Here is a 20709-nt window from a genome sequence, read left to right on the forward strand (position 1 = left end):
AAATGAACAAGAAAATAAGATCTTGGATTCAGATCCTTATTCTATGTTTGGGAGTTATTCTCCAATCGTTTGCCCCTCTGACGCAAGTACATGCGACAGAGTATAATGATGTGATCACTAGTGTAGGTGTTGAGAACAAATCTGGTGAAGCATTAACGCAAGGATTGGATATTTGGCAAGAATTCCGTCTTACGGCAGATTTCGTGTTGCCAGATAATACTGTGCATGAAGGTGATACAACAACACTTCAATTGCCATCAGAGATTGCATTTTCAAACTCTTCAGACATTGAATTACGAGATGCTTCTAACAATCTTGTAGCTACTGGTCGTTTAGATGCAGCTAGCAAAACAATTACTCTCACTTATACAAAATTTGTTGAGAATAATTCCAGCGTTAGGGGGAAATTCTTTGTCTATGTCCGAGTTGACCATGACGTTGTTTCAGAAGAAAAAGACGTTGATGTCAACATTACTGTAGGACATAGAGTTCTATTTGCAGGAAAGATCCGTTATAACGGCCCTCCAGGGAAATACGACTCGAAAATCGAAAAGAGTTCATTTCAACAGGGAGGAGATCCTAACAATGTAATTCGTTACAATATTACTATAAACCGAAATATGGCAGATTATAGTAATGTTACTATCAAAGATGCCTTCTCATCTCCAAATATGAAATTCCTACCAGATACTTTTCGTATTTATAAAGTAAACTGGAGCTGGAATAACGGAGACTGGAAATGGTCCGATGCTCAGGATATGACCGAAACCTTTAAAAACCAACTAGTAGTAAATGCGAATGGTGATGGTTTTACCCTTCCTTTAGGAGACACTAATGGTTTTGGTTATATGATTGAATATCAAGCTAAAGCGAATTATGATCTAGTCGATGGTGAGGAAATCACGAACGTAGCCAACATGAGTTATAATGGTAGTGAGAATGAACAATCAACCAACACACGTACCTACCAGATTGCAGGTGGTGTTGCGGAAGGATATGTTTTCACCATTAAAATTCATAAGGTAGACGAAGCAGGCCAACCTTTGCAAGGTGCAGTTTTTGAAGTTATTCGTGATCGAAACCAAGCTGTTGTTGGACGATTGACAACAGGTCCTGATGGTAACGCTAGTGTAGGTAGATTGCTACGAGATAACTATACGATTCGTGAAGTAACGGCTCCTATTGGCTATGATAAACTAACTGAAGACATTAAAATTTCTCCAGATGAATTTGGTTCTGACAAATCCGTAGAACGTCGAATTGAAAATAAGAAGACACCTCCGAAGACTCCAATTGAAAAAGAGATTACTTTCAAAAAGGTGGATCCAAATGGAAAAGAAATTCCAGGAGCGGAACTGAAAATCTATAGTGGAGATACAGTCAATCTTGAAGAGGCACCTGTTGCAGACTGGACTACTGTAGCTGACACTTCTAAAGTGGTTAAGCTGGCACCAGGGACCTACACTCTAAGAGAGTTCGATGCTCCGGAGGGATATCAAATTGTAGGAGATATTACTTTTACTGTTAATGCTGACGGTTCTATCACTATTAAGAATAAGGGAGCTGATGACACTGTTCTTGCAGCTGGTTCAGTTCTGACTATTACCGATAAAGAGGATACTAGTCCAAAACCAATTACCTTCAGTAAGGTAAACCTTGGAGGGAATGAAATCGCTGGTGCACAGATTAAGATCTACAAGGGCGACAAGGCAGAAGGCACAGCCGTAGAAAGCTGGACTTCAACTGACCAACCTAAGCAATTGAATCTTGAACCAGGCATCTACACTTTCCATGAGGAAGCAGCCCCAACTGGTTACCTCAAAGTAACGGATATCACTTTCCAAGTTAAACCTAACGGTACTGTTGAAGTGACAAAAGTAGGTGAAAAAGATTCTAAGGGCGAAGACAATCGTGTTGTAGCCCAAAATTCAACTCTGACAGTTACTGATAAAGATGACGATGTAGCTCGTAAAATCACGTTCAGTAAAATTAGTCTTGGTGGGGTTGAAATCGCAGGAGCACAAATCAAGATCTACAAGGGCGATAAGGCGGAAGGTACAGCTGTAGAAAGCTGGACATCCGAAGCTGGTAAGTCTAAAGACTTGAGCTTGGCCCCAGGTACTTACACCTTCCATGAGGAAGCAGCCCCAACTGGTTACCTCAAAGTGACGGATATCACTTTTAAAGTTAACTATGATGGAACAGTTAAAGTGACCAATGTTGGTACTAAGGATGCTAAAGGCGAGGACAATACAGTCGTAACCGATGGTTCAACAATCAAAGTCACTGATAAAGATGACGATAGTCCACGTAAGATCACCTTCAGCAAGGTTAGCCTTGGTGGAGAAGAAATCGCGGGAGCTCAAATCAAGATCTACAAAGGCGACAAGGCAGAAGGCACAGCTGTAGAAAGCTGGACTTCAGAAGCTGGTAAGTCTAAAGACTTGAACTTGGCACCAGGAACTTACACCTTCCATGAGGAAGCCACCCCAACTGGTTACCTCAAAGTAACCGACATCACTTTCCAAGTCAAACATGATGGCACAGTGGAAGTGACAAACGTTGGTGAGAAAGACTCTAAGGGTGAAGAAAACAAAGTTGCCACAAACGGTTCAACTGTAACTGTAACCGATAAAGACGATGACCTTCCACGTAAGATTACCTTCAGCAAGGTTAGCCTTGGTGGTTCAGAAATCGCGGGAGCTCAAATCAAGATCTACAAGGGCGACAAGGCAGAAGGTACAGCCGTAGAAAGCTGGACATCTGAAGCTGGTAAGTCTAAAGACCTCAACTTGGCCCCAGGAACTTACACCTTCCATGAGGAAGCTGCTCCAACTGGTTACCTCAAAGTAACCGGCATCACTTTCCAAGTCAAACATGACGGCACAGTGGAAGTGACCAACGTTGGTGAAAAAGACTCTAAGGGTGAAGAAAACAAAGTTGCCACAAACGGTTCTAAAGTAACTGTCACCGATAAAGACGATGACCTTCCACGTAAGATTACCTTTAGCAAGGTAAATCTAGCGGGTGAAGAAATCGCGGGTGCAAAAATCCAAATTTTCCGAGGAGAAAAAGTTATAGGTAATCCTGTGGCTGAATGGACTTCAAAAGCCAGTCAATCACATGTACTTGATTTGACTCCGGGAGTATATACTTTCCATGAAGAGGCCGCTCCAACAGGTTACCTCAAAGTAACCGACATCACTTTCCAAGTCAAACATGATGGCACAGTGGAAGTGACAAACGTTGGTGAAAAAGACTCTAAAGGTGAAGAAAACAAAGTCGTCACAAACGGTTCAACTGTAACTGTAACCGACAAAGACGATGACCTACCACGTAAGATTACCTTCAGTAAGGTTAGCTTTGGTGGAGAAGAAATCGCTGGTGCCCAAATCAAGATCTACAAAGGCGACAAGGCAGAAGGCACAGCCGTAGAAAGCTGGACATCTGAAGCTGGTAAGTCTAAAGAATTGAGCTTGGCCCCAGGTACTTACACCTTCCATGAGGAAGCAGCCCCAACCGGATACCTCAAAGTAACGGATATCACTTTCAAAGTGAAAACTGACGGCACAGTGGAAGTGACCAACGTTGGTGAGAAAGACTCTAAGGGTGAAGAAAACAAAGTCGTAACCAACGGCTCAACTGTTACAGTAACGGATAAAGACGATGATAGTCCAAAAGCTATTACTTTCAGTAAAGTTAACCTTGGTGGTACAGAAATTGCAGGAGCTCAAATCAAGATCTACAAGGGCGATAATGCAGAAGGCACAGCCGTAGAAAGCTGGACATCTGAAGCTGGTAAGTCTAAAGATCTCAACTTGGCTCCAGGCACTTACACCTTCCATGAGGAAGCAGCCCCAACCGGATACCTCAAAGTAACGGATATCACTTTCCAAGTCAAAACTGACGGAACAGTAGAAGTAACAAACGTTGGTGAGAAAGACTCTAAGGGTGAAGAAAACAAAGTCGTAACCAATGGCTCAACTGTTACAGTAACGGATAAAGACGATGATAGTCCAAAAGCTATTACTTTCAGTAAAGTTAACCTTGGTGGTACAGAAATTGCAGGAGCTCAAATCAAGATCTACAAGGGCGATAATGCAGAAGGCACAGCTGTAGAAAGCTGGACCTCTGAAGCTGGTAAGTCTAAAGACTTGAACTTGGCCCCAGGAACTTACACTTTCCATGAGGAAGCAGCCCCAACAGGTTACCTCAAAGTAACCGACATCACTTTCCAAGTCAAACATGATGGCACAGTGGAAGTGACAAATGTTGGCGAAAAAGACTCTAAAGGCGAAGAAAACAAAGTCGTTACCAACGGCTCAACTGTAACTGTAACCGACAAAGACGATGACCTTCCACGTAAGATTACCTTCAGTAAGGTAAATCTAGCGGGTGAAGAAATCGCGGGTGCAAAAATCCAAATTTTCCGTGGAGAAAAAGTTGCAGGTAATCCTGTGGCTGAATGGACTTCAAAAGCTAGTCAATCACATGTACTTGATTTGACTCCGGGAGTATATACTTTCCATGAGGAGGCCGCTCCAACTGGATACTTAGCAGTAACAGATATTACATTCCAAGTTAACTACGACGGAACTGTAACAGTGGTAAATGCTAGTGGAAATCAGGTTGAGTTTAAGGATGGTAAGTTAGTAGTAACGGACCAAACTGAACCAGAAAATCCTAACCTACCAAACACTGGAAGTGAATCTGGACAAGCTGCACTAGCAGCAGGTTTAGCTCTTCTAGCTTTAGGTGCAGGTCTTGTAGCAACTAAACGAAGAAAAGAAGACTAATCTCATTTAGTAGCCAATAAGTACAGTAAAGAAAGATCAGGGATAACCCCCTGGTCTTTTTTCTATGATTTAGAATAATGAAATATGCTAAATTAAACTATTTATCAGTATGGGGTAGGACTATTGCTAGGTCTCTTCTGATTTTTACTTATATAAAATAGTTTGGATAATTATTAAGGTATATCAAACTTATAAATAAATGGAATGTTTTTTACACTGTTTCTTTCTGTTTGTTTAAAAGAGAAATTGTTCGTATGTGTACACTATACTTAAAGAAACTACATTGTGATGAAAGAATTAGTTTCTATAGCAGTAATTTTACACTCTGTCAATATTTTCAAAAGTCAATAACCTCATAATATTACAAAAAAAGTTAATTTTGTTTTATAATGAAATTAAAGGAGGTTTCTATATTAAAAATAGAACAAATATGATAAATATTGCACTCACATATAGTTATTAAATATATTAATATGATGCAGCTTATTCAATAACCCTCATGGATTTCAATGAATTTGAAAGGAGATGAGTGTTGAGATTTTATAATCATAGTTTGTCGTTTTAATGTTTTCGGTAATTTAGAAAGGAAGATTATGAAGAACGAAAGGAAGATTATGAAGAACAAGAAATTTTGGTTACCCATCCTAACCTCTCTGGCCTGTTTGCTAGGGATGATCTTTGCTCCAAATTCAGTTCAAGCAAAGGAACTAAAGAACGTTATCAGTAATATTGGCATTTGGGAGGTTGATAATGGTAGATTTATAAAACCGGATGCGAATGGTGTTTATACTCTGTCTCCTGAGCATAATGATTACCCGAACTACAAGTTTATCGTAGATTATGACTTAAGTGCTTATGATGGTAAGTTGGAGGATGGTGACACCTTTACATTCACCGTTCCAGGTCCTTTGTCAGTTAAAGAAGAAACTTTTGATCTAAAGGATAAGGAAACAGACCTTGTTATCGGAGAAGCAAAAATTGTGTCAAATGGTGATAATAATGGTGGAAAGGCTACAATTACCCTAAAAAATTTAAAAACTTACCTAGAGAAGAAGAAGGGAATCTACGTTCAGAATGTTAGAGGAAGCTTCTATCTTGGATTTAGTTCTAAGAATGAACTAAGTGAGCAAACACTACGCTTTGAAAAGACAGAAACCATAAATGAAATTACTTATCAAATCAGGGTTGGTCGAAGAGGTGAGGTTGATTATTCTGAAGGGATTGGCAAAGCCAACTTTAGTAAATATCATGGATTAATTAGTAAGGAAGCCTGGACCTCAAAAGCTTTAAATAAGAGTGGTCAATATCTTCATACGTGGTATGTTAGGGTCAATCCAAAGCAAGCATCATATGATAAAATTGAGATTCATGATTGGGTCGATCCAAATTCGTCACCAATGCAAATGATTCCGGAATCTCTCAGTGTTATAGCAGGTTGGTATAACAAAGTATACTACATGAAAGACGAGGTAGTTTTAGAAGCTGGTAAAGATTACGAAATTAAGTGGAATGATTCTTATACGGAATTCACCATTACCATTAACAACGCTTCTTCTATCGTAGCTAAAAATAGAAAACCAGCAGCTTTTCGAATTGGTTATAAAACGAGCGCTCCAGGAGATGGTACAAAAGTACTGAATAATGTCGAAGTAAAAGCCAATGATAAAAAACTGGAGTATCAAGATTATAGTAATAAGACGGTACTTCAGCAGATTGGTAATTCTGTTGTGGCCTCAGGAGGAACTATACAATTAGAGACAGCTTACCGTATCATTCTTTACAAGGTCGACGAGCTGACTCATGACCGTCTAAAAGGAGCAAAATTCAAGATTACTCCTCCGGCGGGAGCTACGGCTAAAGAGGAAATTGTAACGACAAATGATGACGGAGTTGCTGAATCATCTATTTACTCAGAAAGTGATATCAAGAAAGGGAACTTTACGGTAACCGAGATTGAGGCTCCTGATGGATATGAGTTGAATCCTACTCCATTTGAGATGACTGTTGGACAGGACGGAGCTATCAAAACAGTTACAAATAAACGTAGCAAAGCTAAAGCTAAGATTAAAGCTAATAAAAAACTTACAGGACGTGAGTTAAAGGCTGAAGAGTTTGAATTCACTTTAACAGACCAAGATGGTAAGGTGAAAGAAACTGTGAAGAATGACAAAGACGGGAACGTTGCTTTCTCAAAATTGGAATTCGACAAAGCAGGGACTTATACCTTTACAATTGCTGAAAAAGGTGGCAGTGATACAAGCATCAAGTACGACACTAAAACTGTCACGGCTACAGTTACTGTAGCGGACAAGGGTAAAGGTGCACTTGAAGCAACTGTTTCTTACGATGATGAAAAAGCTTTCGAAAACACATACACTCCAGCGAAAACTGAAGTTCCTGTGAAGAAAGTATGGAAGGACGCGAACAACCAAGATGGTAAACGCCCATCTTCTGTCACAGTTAAATTGCTTGCAGATGGCCAAGATACTGGTAAAAAACTTGAATTGACTGAAGCAAATGGTTGGGCTGGAAGCTTTAAAGACCTTGAGGCTGAGAAAGGTGGCACACCTATCCAGTACACTGTAGTAGAAGTAACTGTTACTGGTTACACTTCAGAAGTTACTGGTGATGCTGCATCAGGATTCACTATTACAAATAGCTACACCCCAGAAACAGTTGATGTAAAAGCAACTAAGAACTGGGATGACGCGAACAACCAAGACGGAAAACGTCCAACTAAGATTACAATCAATCTTTTAGCAGATGGTCAGAAAGTCGATTCGAAAGAAATTCAAGCAGCCGCAGACGGAACTTGGACTGTCGAATTCACGAAATTAGCAAAATATAAAGATGGTAAAAAAATCAAATACACTGTAACAGAAGAAGCTGTAGCCGAATACGAATCAACTATTACAGACTTTACGATTACAAACAAATATGCTCCTAAAGAAATTGACTACAAGGTAACAAAAGTATGGAACGATGCGAACAACCAAGACGGCAAACGTCCTGAGTCCGTAACGGTTCAACTTTATAAAAAAATAGGGGATGCTGATCCAGTAGCCGTTGAAGGTAAGAAATTGACCTTGACAGCTAAGGATAAGACCGATGATAACACTTGGGTAGCATCATTCACAAATCTTCCACAATACGAAGCTGGTAAAGAAATCACATACTCAATCAAGGAAGTAGATGTACCAGCTGGCTATGAAGCCTCTGTAACTGGTCAAGTAGTTACTAACACTCACAATCCAGATACAGTTATCCTTTCAGGAACTAAGGTGTGGAAAGATAACAACAACCAAGACGGAAAACGTACAAGATCTGTGAAAGTTCAAATTCTTAAAAACGATAAAGAAGTCGTTCAAGAAATTGAAGTATCAGAAGCAACTGGTTGGAAGTTCGAATCTAAGAAACTGCCTAAGTATGAAAATGGTAAAGAAATCAAGTATACTGTCAAAGAAACTGCTATGACAGAATACAAAGCAACCATCACTACAGACAAGGATGGCAAGTACACCATTACCAACGAACATACTCCAGAAAAAACAGCTGTAAAAGGTCATAAGATCTGGAAAGATGAAGATAACAAAGACGGCATCCGTCCAGCATCTATCACCGTAAAACTTCTTGCAGATGGTAAGGAAACTGGCCAAGAAGCTACAGCCACAGCGGAAACAGGCTGGAAGTATGAATTTACTAATCTGGATCGTTACCAAAATGGTAAGCCAATCGAGTACACAGTCAAAGAAGTTGGTGTTCCTACAGGTTACACAGCTACTGAAACTGGAATGAATGTGACCAACACCCATACACCAGAGAAAACTTCTGTAAAAGGTAAGAAGATCTGGAAAGGTGATGAAAATCATAAAGACGCTCGTCCAGCATCTATTACAGTTAAACTATTTGCCAATGGTAAAGATACTGGTAAAACTGCAATAGCTTCAGAAGCAAGTGGTTGGACTTATGAGTTTACAGACCTTGATCGCAATCAAGATGGTAAAGAAATTACCTATACCATTGATGAGACAGAACTTCCTAAAGGGTATACAAAAGCGGTGGATGGTTACACGATTACAAATACTTACACCCCAGAGAAACCAGGTCCAAAACCTAAACTTCCTAACACTGGTGAAAAAGCATCTAACGTAGCAGTAGTTGCAGGACTCGCTTTGATGGCAGTGACTGGTGGATTGTACTTTGTAAGCCGTAAAAATAAATAATCTAGCGTGAGAAAGATAGTTTCCATTTATTTTCTTAGGTTTAACCTGTGACAAAAAGACCAGAGGCTTCCTCTGGTCTTTTTAAGTATAGGAGTAAAAGAAAAACCCAGTAATTAAATACAGGGTTGGTAATCATTTTACCATCATCAATTCGACAATCATAGCAATGTAGATGATTAAGGTAAGGAGAAAACCAGCTCTCCAGAAAAATTTGATGAATTTAGGGTAATAAAAACTTCGTTTTTTGACAAGGAAAAAGACTACAAGGAGGATTGCTAGGAGAGAAAGTGCGACTCCAAGTCGCGGTAGAAAGTTGTGGGTAAAGGCTTTAGCAGTAATCAGGTAGTACTCAAATACCAAAAGTGGAAAAGCTAGATCCGCGAAATTAAATCCTATTTTCCTAAGTCCGAAAAGCTTGGTGACAATAAAGCAAACCACTAAGGTTAATATCAATAATAAAATAGATGCTATTTTCATTAAAATCATACCCATATTGTATCATAAAAAAACTCTAAAGGAAATGAGAAACAAGGGAATTTGTAGGAAAGTCAGGCTTTTGAGATTGTAGGTGTTTTTTGTTATAATGAAAGTTATGAAATCTTATAATACCTTGAATGATTATTATCGAAAACTTTTTGGAGAAAAGACTTTCAAAGTTCCTATCGATGCGGGATTTGACTGTCCAAATCGGGATGGAACTGTAGCACATGGTGGTTGTACTTTTTGTACGGTTTCAGGTTCTGGAGATGCCATCGTGGCACCGGATGCCCCTATCCGTGAGCAATTTTATAAGGAAATTGACTTTATGCACCGCAAATGGCCAGATGTTCAGAAGTACTTGGTTTATTTCCAAAACTTTACCAACACCCATGAAAAGGTGGAAGTCATTCGGGAGCGATATGAGCAGGCTATCAACGAACCTGGTGTAGTGGGAATCAATATCGGAACACGCCCGGATTGCTTACCTGATGCAACCATCGAATATTTGGCTGAGTTATCGGAGCGCATGCATGTGACGGTAGAATTGGGCTTACAGACAACCTTTGAAGCAACCTCTGACCTGATTAACCGTGCCCATTCTTATGAATTATATGTTGAAACAGTAAAACGCTTGAGGAAATATCCCAAGATTGAGATTGTTTCCCATTTGATCAATGGTTTGCCCGGTGAGACTCATGAGATGATGGTCGAAAATGTCCGTCACTGTGTTACGGATAATGATATTCAAGGAATTAAACTGCACTTGCTTCACCTCATGACCAATACACGGATGCAGCGAGATTACCACGAAGGACGTTTGCAACTGATGAGTCAGGACGAGTATGTCAAGGTTATCTGTGACCAACTGGAAATTATTCCCAAGCATATCGTCATCCATCGAATTACGGGGGATGCACCTAGAGATATGCTGATTGGTCCCATGTGGAGCCTCAATAAATGGGAAGTGCTAAATGCTATTGAAACTGAGATGCGACGCCGCGGAAGTGTGCAAGGATGCAAGGCTGTAAAACAGGAGTTTAAAAATGAAAAGACCACTTGAGATGGCACATGATTTTTTGGCGGAAGTTGTGACAAAAGAGGATGTCGTAGTGGATGCGACCATGGGCAATGGCCATGATACCCTTTTTCTAGCCAAGCTAGCCAAGCAAGTCTATGCCTTTGATATCCAGGAGCAGGCTTTGGAGAAAACACAAGAGCGTTTGGATCAGGCTGGAATGACAAATACCCAGTTAATCTTGCAAGGTCATGAGACACTTGATCAATTTGTGACAGAAGCTAAGGCAGGGATTTTTAATCTGGGTTATTTACCTTCTGCTGACAAATCCGTCATCACTCAACCTCAGACCACTATCGAAGCATTAGAAAAGCTGTGTCATTTGCTTGTCAAAGGGGGACGGATTGCTATCATGATCTACTATGGTCATGAGGGAGGAGATACTGAGAGGGATGCTGTATTGGAGTTTGTTAGCCAGTTGAACCAACAAGAGTATACAGCTGCCATTTATCGGACTCTCAACCAAGTTAATAATCCACCGTTTTTAGTTATGATTGAAAAATTAGAAGGGTACAGACATGGATAAACAATACCTTCGTGAGAAGCTTGAGGCAATGCGCCAAAATTTTGTCGAGTCAACGCATCACGAGCGAGCAGTCGGGGTGCTCGACGAAGCACATATGAGCAAGAAAATGCTTAAAATCAAGAAAAAATTAGTGGCTCTTGAAATGGAACGATGCCAGAAAAAAATTGAGCACAAAGACTGTTCTAAGATTGATCAGAAAATCCAAGAGCAAAAGGAGATTTTTGAATCTTGTTGTAAAAAAGATTAAGGAGGAATTGTGTGGAATTACTCATTTACTTGATTCTATTTTTATTTGTCTTAATCATTTCAACCACGACCAATAAACTTCTCCCTTTTTTGCCCCTTCCTCTTGTACAAATCCTTTTGGGGATTGGGATTGGCTTATTTGTTCCCGATGCGGACTTTCATCTCAATACAGAGCTGTTTCTGGCCATGGTTATTGGTCCCTTACTTTTTCGGGAGGCAGAAGAAGCGGATATTACGTCCATTTTGAAGCACTGGCGGATTGTTGTCTTTCTGATTTTTCCTGTGATTTTTATCTCGACCTTAAGCTTGGGGGGCATGGCTCACTTCCTTTGGATGACTCTTCCTTTGGCTGCCTGTTTAGCAGTTGGAGCGGCACTTGGGCCAACAGATTTGGTTGCCTTCGCATCTCTTTCTGAACGTTTTCGTTTTCCAAAACGGGTTTCTAATATCCTAAAAGGGGAAGGACTCTTAAATGACGCTTCTGGTTTGGTTGCCTTTCAGATGGCTCTTGCTGCTTGGACAACAGGAACTTTTTCTTTCAGCCAAGCCGGAACTTCCCTAGCACTTTCTATACTTGGTGGTTTTGTAGTCGGTTTTGTGACGGCTATGGTCAATCGTTTTTTGCATAGCTTTTTACTGAGTGTACGAGCGATAGATATAGCCAGTGAACTATTGCTAGAGCTAAGTTTGCCGCTCATGACCTTTTTCATCGCAGAAGAGTTTCATGTTTCAGGGATTATCGCAGTAGTGGTTGCAGGTATTTTGAAGGCCAGTCGCTTTAAGAAAATTACGCTCCTTGAGGCTCAGGTAGACACCGTGACGGAGACCGTTTGGCACACCGTGACCTTTATGCTAAATGGATCAGTCTTTGTTCTCTTGGGAATGGAATTAGAGTTGATAGCAGAGCCGATCTTGTCTAATTCTCTCTACAATCCCCTTCTTTTACTGCTTTCAGTTGTCGTTCTGACCTTCTTACTTTTTGCGATCCGCTTTGTCATGATTGCTAGTTTTTACTTTGTGAGGACGCGTCGACTTAAGAAAAAAATTCATAAGTACACGAAAGATATGCTTCTTTTGACCTTCTCTGGTGTCAAAGGGACAGTATCTATCGCGACTATTCTCCTCATACCAAGTCATTTGGAGCAGGAGTATCCTCTGTTGCTCTTTCTCGTAGCAGGCGTTACACTATTAAGCTTTCTAACAGGTTTATTGCTCCTCCCTCACTTATCTGAGGAACAAGAGGAAAGCAAGGATCATTTGATGCATATTGCGATTTTGAATGATGTAGCTGCAGAATTAGAAAAAGAACTGGACCATCACAAGAACAAACTTCCTCTTTATGCAGCTATTGATAATTATCATGGTCGAATTGAAAACCTCATCCTTAGTCTGGAAAATAAGAGAGTCCAGGAGGACTGGGAGTCCCTCAAACTTCTTATCTTAAGTATTGAGAGTGATGGTTTAGAGCAAGCCTACGAAGAAAATAGAATCAGTGAGCGTGGCTATCGAGTTTACCAACGTTACCTAAAAAACATGGAGCAGAGTATCAATCGGAATTTCGCTTCTAGAGTGACTTATTATTTCCTAGTTTCCTTACGGATACTGCGCTTTCTACTCCATGAAATGTTTACCTTTGGCAAAACTTTTCGTAGTTGGATGAATGAAGAATCTCGTAAACTATTAGCAGTTGACTATGATCAGATTTCAGAGTTGTATTTGGAAAATACAGAGCTGATTATCGAGAGTTTGGAAAACCTAAAAGGGGTTTACAAGAGTTCTCTGATTAGCTTTATGCAAGAGTCTCGTCTACGCGAGACGGCCATTATCGGAAGCGGTGCTTTTGTTGAGCGGGTTATCAATCGCATCAAGCCAAACAATATCGATGAAATGCTGCGAGGCTACTATCTCGAACGTAAGGCAATCTTTGAATACGAAGAAGCTAAACTGATAACAGCCAAGTATGCCAAAAAACTACGACAAAATGTGAATAATTTAGAAAATTATTCTCTGAAAGAGGCTGCGAATACCTTACCTTATGATATGCTAGATTTAATAAGAAGAACTTAGATGATGAAGAAAATGACGGAGGATGAAACATGAAAAAGTGGTGGAAAGAGCTGATGGACAGGCCCTTATTGAAAGCTTTTTTGCATTATTATCAAGCATCTGATAGCGAGTTGACCAGTGTTGCGGTTGCCTACTATTGGTTGATTTCAATCTTTCCTTTGCTAATGATAATGGTCAATATTTTGCCTTATTTTCAGATTCCGGTCTCAAATTTCTTACTGACAATCAAGGAATTCTTGCCTGATACGGTGTATGATGTGGTTGCCAAGATTGTACGAGAAGTTCTGACTCAACCATCAACTGGTTTGCTGAGTTTTGCCGTTTTATCTGCACTCTGGACCTTTTCAAAATCAATGGATTTTCTCCAAAAAGCTTTTAACAAAGCCTATGGAGTGACAAAGAGTCGAGGAATTATCTCCCATCAGTTGATGAGTCTACTTGTTAGTTTTGGCCTGCAGATTCTTTTTGCCTTGGCCTTGTTTTTGAGTATGTTTGGTCGTATGTTGCTCAACCTCCTCAAAACTTACTGGCAATCAGACAGTCCGCTATTTTCCTACCTGCAAGACTTTACAGGTCCTCTGGTCTATGCCTTGATCTTTGCCATTCTAGTTATGATTTATTACTTCCTTCCAAAAGTAAAAGCACCACGAATCCGCTATGTTTTACCAGGAAGTGTCTTTGTCTTGCTAACTCTTATCTTATTATTGAATATCTTTTCTGTCTACGTCAATAGTTATGTTAATCATCTGGTTGATGTCCGATTTTTCAGTTCCATTATCGTGGTGGTCATGATGTTCTGGTTTATTCTTATTGCAAAGATTTTGATTATCGGAGCAGTTATCAATGCCAGTGTTCAAAGTTTGAAAGATCCAAAGTTTGGTATGGAATAATTAGAAAAATCCCTATTAGGATTCCTAATAGGGATTTTCTTAATAGATAAACATGGCATCTCCAAAACTGAAGAAGCGGTAGTGTTCTTGGATGGCATGGTGATAGGCATCTAGGACTAAGTCACGACCGGCAAAGGCCGAAACTAGCATAACAAGAGTTGACTTGGGCAGGTGGAAGTTGGTTGAAAAAGCATCTACAACCTTCCATTGGTAACCGGGTTTGATAAAGATATTGGTCCAACCAGAATCTGCTTGGATTTGCCCATCAAACTTGGAACCGATGGTTTCCAGTGTGCGGATAGAAGTAGTTCCTACAGCGATGACGCGACTTCCATTTTCCTTGACAGAGCGAAGGGTGGCAGCTGCTTCCTCAGAAAGTTGGTAGAATTCGGAGTGCATTTCGTGTTCGTCCAGATTGTCAACAGAGACAGGTCTAAAGGTTCCTAGTCCGACGTGAAGAGTGAGATAGACTAGATGAACACCTTTGGCTTGGATTTCTGCTAGCAGTTCTTTGGTGAAGTGCAATCCAGCAGTCGGTGCTGCAGCAGAACCACTTTCTTTAGCGTAGACCGTTTGATAGCGTTCACGGTCATCCAGTTTTTCATGGATATAAGGTGGCAATGGCATTTCTCCCAGACTTTCCAAAACTTCTAGGAAAATTCCTTGGTATTCAAAGCGGACAATGCGGCCCCCGTGGGTCAATTCTTCTGTAACGACAGCGCTGAGGCGGCCATCGCCAAAGCTGACACGAGTACCAACCTTGAGACGTTTGGCAGGTTTAGCCAGAACTTCCCACTCATCACCTGCAGTATTTTTGAGCAGGAGAAGTTCCACATGGCCTCCTGTTTCTTCCTTTTGACCATAGAGGCGGGCAGGGAGAACGCGAGTGTCGTTCATAACAAGGGCATCACCAGGTTCCAGCATATCAATAATAGAGTGAAAGTGTTTATCCTGCATTTCTCTCGTATCACGATTAACGATAAGAAGTTTAGACGCATCACGTTTTTCAAGCGGCGTTTGGGCAATCAGTTCCTCAGGCAAGTGGAAATCAAAATCAGCTGTATTCATTTTTTCATCATTCTTTCTAAGTTCTAATCCTATCCATTATAACATGTTTCAAGTTTGGACGCTCTTTTTTTAGAAATTAAATCGTTTTCACTTGACAAAAATTGGTCTATACCATATAATAAATATAGAAATATGGAGGATATAAAATGAAAGTTATAAAAGTTGAGAATCAAGTCGAAGGTGGAAAAGTAGCTTTTGAGATTTTGAAGGAAAAATTGGACAATGGTGCTCAAACATTAGGACTTGCAACAGGAAGCAGTCCGCTTGAGTTTTACAAGGAAATCGTTGAGAGTGACCTTGATTTTTCAAATCTAACCAGTGTAAATCTCGATGAGTATGTAGGGCTTGATGGGGACAATCCACAATCTTACCGTTACTTCATGCAAGAAAACTTGTTCAACAAAAAACCATTTAAAGAAAGTTTCTTGCCACGTGGTGTTAAGGATAATGCTGAAGAAGAAGTAGAACGCTACAATCAAATTTTAGCTGACCATCCTGTTGATTTGCAAATCTTGGGAATTGGTCGCAATGGACATATCGGCTTTAACGAGCCAGGAACTCCATTTGATAGCCAAACGCATCTAGTAGAACTTGATCAATCTACCATCGAAGCCAATGCACGTTTCTTTGACAAGATTGAAGATGTTCCAACTCAAGCCATTTCAATGGGAATTAAAAACATCTTGGATGCCAAGTCAATTATTCTCTTTGCTTACGGTGAGTCGAAAGCAGAAGCCATTGCCGGAACAGTGTCTGGCCCAGTGACTGAGAATCTCCCAGCAAGCAGTCTACAAAATCACCCTGATGTGACTATTATCGCTGATGCAGAAGCGCTCAGCTTACTTGAAAAGTAAAAATACAAGAACCACTTGCTCTTTGGAGTGAGTGGTTTTTTCTAGCTTTCATGAGTCAATAGAAAGAAGTGGTATAATAGATTGGTAGAACAACTATATCTAGTTAGGTTCAATTTTTACTATTTTATGATATACAAGGAGAGAATGAAAGTATGCTATTAGAAAATAATCTGATAAAAGACAATATACGAGCTGAAAACAAAAGCTTTCTCTATTATTTACACGAGGAAAAAGCATTTGATTCGCAGTCGCTGGCTGATTTATGTCGCTACGTAGAAAAGCTCGAGTCTATTAGTATAGATCAGATGAGGGATTTGCATTTTATTGAAAATCAAATTCTTCGTCATCTGGTATATCATTTTGATAGCAATGACTTGGGTAAGATTTCGAATCTTCCTGATGAATATTGGGAGTATATTGAACCTTTTGAACAAGCAGTAAGGAAGTTGTATGGTTTGATGTAAAAATTGGTGGATTTGATAAAGTATAGGCAAGAAAGTAATTATTGAATCGGAAAATCGGAATAAATGTAGGTTTTCCCTTGACAATTATTCATTTTGCGTGTAAAATGGAATAGATCTTGAACTTGAAGGGAGTGAAAAAAATGTCTAAAACAGTAGTACGTAAGAATGAATCTCTTGACGATGCACTTCGTCGTTTCAAACGTGCGGTTACTAAAGCTGGTACTCTTCAAGAAACACGCAAACGTGAATTCTATGAAAAACCTTCTGTAAAACGTAAACGTAAATCAGAAGCAGCTCGTAAACGTAAAAAATTCTAATTTGAAATGAAAGGCTAGACTTGTCTAGTCTTTTTTTGCACAATGTTTAGAGGGACAAATTCTTATGAGAGAGTATGTAAAAGAATATCAAAAGATGCGAGACAATCACTTGGAAGATTGGGGTTATTGTGCTGATCCGATAGATTGGAAGGATTTTGAAGAGTCAAACAAAAGAATTTTTGAAGAATATTTGACCGATTCAAAAGTATTGTCTGACAAGGTTTTAAGGGTAAAATTGTACAGTAGCTTATTGCTAGATGATATTAAATATTTTGCTTATTATGCTGCGTTTTTAGGTGGGGATTATACACAGTTAAACAATGCGCTATGGCAAACAGGAAGAACTGAGTTGATGAGAGGCGGTTTGTTAGCAAGTGGAACCATTTATACAGATGGAATTTTGAAAGGCTTGTTTACCTCTTTTGCTTGTAACGATTTTTCAGCCATTCCATCATTCGTCCCCAAAGATTTACCCTTGTTGAAAGGAACCTATTATCCAGAAAATGTGATGAATCTTTTATACGCTCTTTATTATCAAGATGAAGAAAGATTATCTGAGTCTCTCTTGCGTGCACAACAGTTTTTGGAGAAGAAAAAACGAACTGGTATGGAAGAATTTTCTGTTCGGTATTTTATAAGTTTGGCAAGAAAAGATGCAGTTGCATTAAGTGAGTGCTTACAAAAATTATGCCAAGCTTATCAGAGACGAGGTTACCCCTATGAAAAAATTGATAAGTGCTTTGCGGATGAGATTCATGGTCTATATCGTTTGGTACGATTTTTTGACCATTCCTTGTTTGAAGAAGTCAGTATGCCATCTCATAAGACTTTTTTGAAGGAGTTTGAAGAATGGCAAGTCCAAAATCAGTTTCCACAAGGTCAACAGTGCTATACCTATCCTCAAGATATGGCTGATGCAAACAGAATGTTAACAAAAGGTTTTCCAAGAATTTACTTAGAAAAATCTGGAAGGGACTTGGTGATAGACGTTGACCAATTTGCAGTAGATTTGTCTCGGTTAATTTAAAAGAGTAGGAAAAGACTTACTAGTCAAATCTTTTCCCAAGCAACATCAAATAAATACTGTAAATCCTGCAAAAAAAGGAAACTTCCACCTACAATCTGATATAATAGTAGGGAGAACTCGATTGAAGGAGGAAATTATGTCGGTTTTAGTAAGAGATGTCATTGAAAAACTCAGACTAGATATTGTCTATGGTGAAGGCGAATTACTTGAAAAAGAAATCAATACTGCGGACATTATGAGACCTGGTCTTGAAATGACGGGCTATTTTGATTACTATACACCAGAACGGATTCAACTATTAGGGATGAAGGAGTGGTCCTATTTAGTCGCCATGCCTGCCCAGAACCGTTATCAAGTTTTGAAGAAAATGTTTCTACCTGAAACACCTGCGGTTATCGTGGCTCGTGGTCTGGTAGTTCCAGAGGAAATGTTGAGGGCTGCTAGAGAATGCAAGATTGCGATTTTAACCAGTCGAACAGCGACTAGCCGTTTATCTGGAGAACTTTCTAGCTATCTTGATTCCCGTTTAGCTAAACGTACCAGTGTGCACGGTGTCTTGATGGATATCTATGGCATGGGGGTCTTGATCCAAGGGGATAGTGGTATCGGTAAGAGCGAGACAGGTCTTGAGCTTGTGAAACGTGGACACCGTCTAGTAGCAGACGATCGTGTAGATATTTATTCTAAGGATGAGATGACTCTTTGGGGCGAACCTGCTGAAATTTTGAAGCATTTACTTGAGATTCGTGGAGTTGGGATTATCGATATCATGAGTCTCTATGGTGCAAGTGCTGTAAAAGATTCTTCACAAGTTCAGCTAGCAGTTTATTTGGAAAATTATGATACGCATAAGACCTTTGACCGTCTAGGAAACAATGCCGAAGAACTCGAAGTTTCAGGTGTAACGATTCCGCGTATCCGCATCCCAGTAAAAACAGGACGCAATATCTCCGTTGTCATTGAGGCAGCTGCCATGAACTATCGTGCTAAAGAAATGGGCTTTGATGCGACACGTTTATTTGAAGAACGTTTGACAAATCTAATCGCTCAAAATGAGGTGAAACATGATTAATCCAGTCGCATTTGAAATTGGTCCCTTTGCTATTCGTTGGTATGCTTTGTGTATTGTAGCTGGTTTAATTCTGGCAGTTTATCTTGCCATGAAAGAAGCTCCTAAAAAGAAAATTCTATCAGATGATATTTTGGATTTTATCCTGATTGCTTTTCCGGTAGCTATTTTAGGTGCTAGACTATACTACGTACTCTTTCGCTTAGATTATTATCTGCAAAATCCAGGTGAAATCATCGCCATTTGGAATGGTGGTTTGGCCATTTATGGAGGTTTGATAGCAGGGGCTATTGTCCTTTATATCTTTGCAGATAGAAAGCTGATTAATACTTGGGATTTCTTAGATATTGCAGCACCGAGCGTCATGGTTGCCCAGAGTTTAGGGCGCTGGGGGAACTTCTTTAACCAAGAAGCCTACGGTACAGCAGTAGATAGTCTGGATTATTTGCCGGGCTTCATTCGTGACCAGATGTACATTGAGGGTAGCTACCGTCAGCCGACCTTCTTATATGAGTCGGTTTGGAATCTGATTGGATTTGCTTTGATTCTGATTTTTAGACGAAAATTAAAGGGAATCAGACGTGGTCATATCACTGCTTTCTACTTGATTTGGTATGGCTTTGGACGTATGATCATCGAAGGTATGCGGACAGACAGCCTCATGTTCTTTGGCCTGCGAGTTTCCCAATGGTTATCAGTTGTCCTTATCGGACTCGGTATTTTTATCATACTTTATCAAAATCGAAAGAAAGCCCCTTTCTATCATAATGAGGAGGAAAAATAAATGTTAGAAGTTGCATATATTCTTGTTGCGATTGCTTTGATTGTCTGTTTAGTCTATTTGACAATTACGATTCAAAAAGCAGGTCGTATGATTGATGAGACGGAGAAAACCATCAAAACCTTGTCTTCAGATGTAGATGTTACCTTACATCAGACTAATGAACTGTTGGTAAAAGTTAATGTCTTGGTTGACGATATCAATGTTAAGGTTGCGACTATCGACCCACTATTTACGGCTGTAGCAGACTTATCTGAGTCAGTATCTGACCTCAATAGTCAAGCGCGTGTCTTGAGCAAGAAAGCTTCATCAGCTGGTTCAAAGACCATTAAAACAGGTGCAGGCTTGTCCGCTCTTCGTGTCGCAAGTAAATTTTTCAAAAAATAAAAAAGGAGAAATCTTATGGGAAAACTATCCTCTATCCTTTTAGGAACTGTTTCAGGTGTAGCTCTTGCTTTGTTTTTGACGAGTGACAAGGGTAAGCAAGTTTGTAGTCAAGCTCAGGATTTTCTAGATGATTTGAGAGAAGATCCAGAATATGCTAGAGAGCAAGTCTGTGAGAAATTGACAGAAGTGAAGGAACAGGCAACGGATTTTGTGCTGAAAACAAAGGAACAAGTAGAATCTGGTGAAATCACTTTTGATAGTGTCCTTGACCAAGCTAAAAACTGTGCTCGACAAGCGACAGAAGCGTCAAAGGAAACCTTTAACAATCTCAAGGAGCAGTGGCAAGAACAGTCAACAACTCCAGACGTTGCTGAAGACCAAGAAGAAATCATCATCGATATTACTGAAGTATAATGTATCACCATCTCTGATTTTTGGA

The 20709-nt window shown here is 39.8% G+C and carries 17 protein-coding genes; 15 read left to right on the plus strand and 2 right to left on the minus strand.

Annotation, left to right across the window (positions count from 1 at the left end; genetic code table 11):
* The first annotated feature begins 2 nt into the window (after window positions 1–2).
* On the plus strand, window positions 3–4796 hold the full coding sequence (locus MK385_RS01155) for a SpaA isopeptide-forming pilin-related protein (protein WP_268725047.1): 4794 nt from the start codon (window positions 3–5) through the stop codon (window positions 4794–4796).
* Between the two features lie 614 nt (window positions 4797–5410).
* The gene (locus MK385_RS01160) at window positions 5411–9019 is read left to right on the plus strand and encodes a Cna B-type domain-containing protein (RefSeq protein ID WP_268725096.1); all 3609 of its coding nucleotides are present in this window, start codon (window positions 5411–5413) and stop codon (window positions 9017–9019) included.
* Window positions 9020–9151: 132 nt separating this feature from the next.
* Here the strand turns inward: MK385_RS01160 and MK385_RS01165 are convergent, their stop codons facing one another.
* Window positions 9152–9511 carry a DUF3397 domain-containing protein gene (locus MK385_RS01165; protein ID WP_061427705.1) on the minus strand — a complete coding sequence of 120 codons (360 nt, stop codon included), beginning with the start codon at window positions 9509–9511 and terminating at the stop codon, window positions 9152–9154.
* Between the two features lie 91 nt (window positions 9512–9602).
* Between MK385_RS01165 and MK385_RS01170 the strand changes: the two genes are divergently transcribed.
* Genes MK385_RS01170 through MK385_RS01190 form a run of 5 tightly spaced genes read left to right on the plus strand, consistent with a single transcriptional unit; the run spans window position 9603 to window position 14303 of the window.
* Window positions 9603–10559, plus strand: a complete 957-nt coding sequence (locus MK385_RS01170; RefSeq protein WP_268725048.1) for a TIGR01212 family radical SAM protein — start codon at window positions 9603–9605, stop codon at window positions 10557–10559.
* Window positions 10543–11100 carry a tRNA (mnm(5)s(2)U34)-methyltransferase gene (locus MK385_RS01175; RefSeq protein WP_268725049.1) on the plus strand — a complete coding sequence of 186 codons (558 nt, stop codon included), beginning with the start codon at window positions 10543–10545 and terminating at the stop codon, window positions 11098–11100. The genes MK385_RS01170 and MK385_RS01175 overlap by 17 nt, the downstream gene beginning before the upstream one ends.
* Window positions 11093–11347: a hypothetical protein gene (locus tag MK385_RS01180; RefSeq protein ID WP_000361094.1), complete on the plus strand. Its 255-nt coding sequence runs from the start codon at window positions 11093–11095 to the stop codon at window positions 11345–11347. Before MK385_RS01175 ends, MK385_RS01180 begins: the two co-directional genes overlap by 8 nt.
* Window positions 11348–11358: 11 nt before the next feature.
* A complete protein-coding gene (locus MK385_RS01185) occupies window positions 11359–13413 on the plus strand; it encodes a cation:proton antiporter (protein ID WP_268725050.1) in 2055 nt (684 codons plus the stop codon).
* Window positions 13414–13442: 29 nt separating this feature from the next.
* Complete coding sequence (locus tag MK385_RS01190) at window positions 13443–14303, plus strand: YihY/virulence factor BrkB family protein (protein ID WP_268725051.1); 861 nt, start codon at window positions 13443–13445, stop codon at window positions 14301–14303.
* A 39-nt stretch (window positions 14304–14342) separates the two neighbouring features.
* Here the strand turns inward: MK385_RS01190 and queA are convergent, their stop codons facing one another.
* Window positions 14343–15371 carry a tRNA preQ1(34) S-adenosylmethionine ribosyltransferase-isomerase QueA gene (gene queA, locus MK385_RS01195; RefSeq protein ID WP_268725052.1) on the minus strand — a complete coding sequence of 343 codons (1029 nt, stop codon included), beginning with the start codon at window positions 15369–15371 and terminating at the stop codon, window positions 14343–14345.
* Window positions 15372–15517: 146 nt separating this feature from the next.
* Here queA and MK385_RS01200 point away from each other — a divergent pair, with 146 nt between their 5' ends.
* From MK385_RS01200 to MK385_RS01235, 8 genes are all read left to right on the plus strand, one after another.
* On the plus strand, window positions 15518–16225 hold the full coding sequence (locus tag MK385_RS01200; RefSeq protein WP_000864613.1) for a glucosamine-6-phosphate deaminase: 708 nt from the start codon (window positions 15518–15520) through the stop codon (window positions 16223–16225).
* Between the two features lie 152 nt (window positions 16226–16377).
* Window positions 16378–16689: a hypothetical protein gene (locus tag MK385_RS01205; protein ID WP_000923697.1), complete on the plus strand. Its 312-nt coding sequence runs from the start codon at window positions 16378–16380 to the stop codon at window positions 16687–16689.
* A 140-nt stretch (window positions 16690–16829) separates the two neighbouring features.
* A complete protein-coding gene (gene rpsU / locus MK385_RS01210; protein ID WP_000048054.1) occupies window positions 16830–17006 on the plus strand; it encodes a 30S ribosomal protein S21 in 177 nt (58 codons plus the stop codon).
* Between the two features lie 64 nt (window positions 17007–17070).
* Window positions 17071–18033: a hypothetical protein gene (locus MK385_RS01215; protein WP_268725053.1), complete on the plus strand. Its 963-nt coding sequence runs from the start codon at window positions 17071–17073 to the stop codon at window positions 18031–18033.
* 136 nt (window positions 18034–18169) lie between these two features.
* Complete coding sequence (hprK, locus tag MK385_RS01220) at window positions 18170–19105, plus strand: HPr(Ser) kinase/phosphatase (protein WP_000115190.1); 936 nt, start codon at window positions 18170–18172, stop codon at window positions 19103–19105.
* Window positions 19098–19886, plus strand: a complete 789-nt coding sequence (lgt, locus tag MK385_RS01225; protein ID WP_268725054.1) for a prolipoprotein diacylglyceryl transferase — start codon at window positions 19098–19100, stop codon at window positions 19884–19886. Before hprK ends, lgt begins: the two co-directional genes overlap by 8 nt.
* Entirely contained in the window at window positions 19887–20270 is a 384-nt protein-coding gene (locus MK385_RS01230; RefSeq protein WP_268725055.1) for a DUF948 domain-containing protein, read from the plus strand. It abuts the gene before it with no gap.
* A gap of 15 nt (window positions 20271–20285) precedes the next feature.
* Window positions 20286–20684 carry a YtxH domain-containing protein gene (locus MK385_RS01235; RefSeq protein WP_268725056.1) on the plus strand — a complete coding sequence of 133 codons (399 nt, stop codon included), beginning with the start codon at window positions 20286–20288 and terminating at the stop codon, window positions 20682–20684.
* Window positions 20685–20709: the final 25 nt, after the last annotated feature.

The sequence above is a fragment of the Streptococcus oralis genome (genome assembly GCF_026782125.1).
Lineage (GTDB): Bacteria > Bacillota > Bacilli > Lactobacillales > Streptococcaceae > Streptococcus > Streptococcus oralis_CE.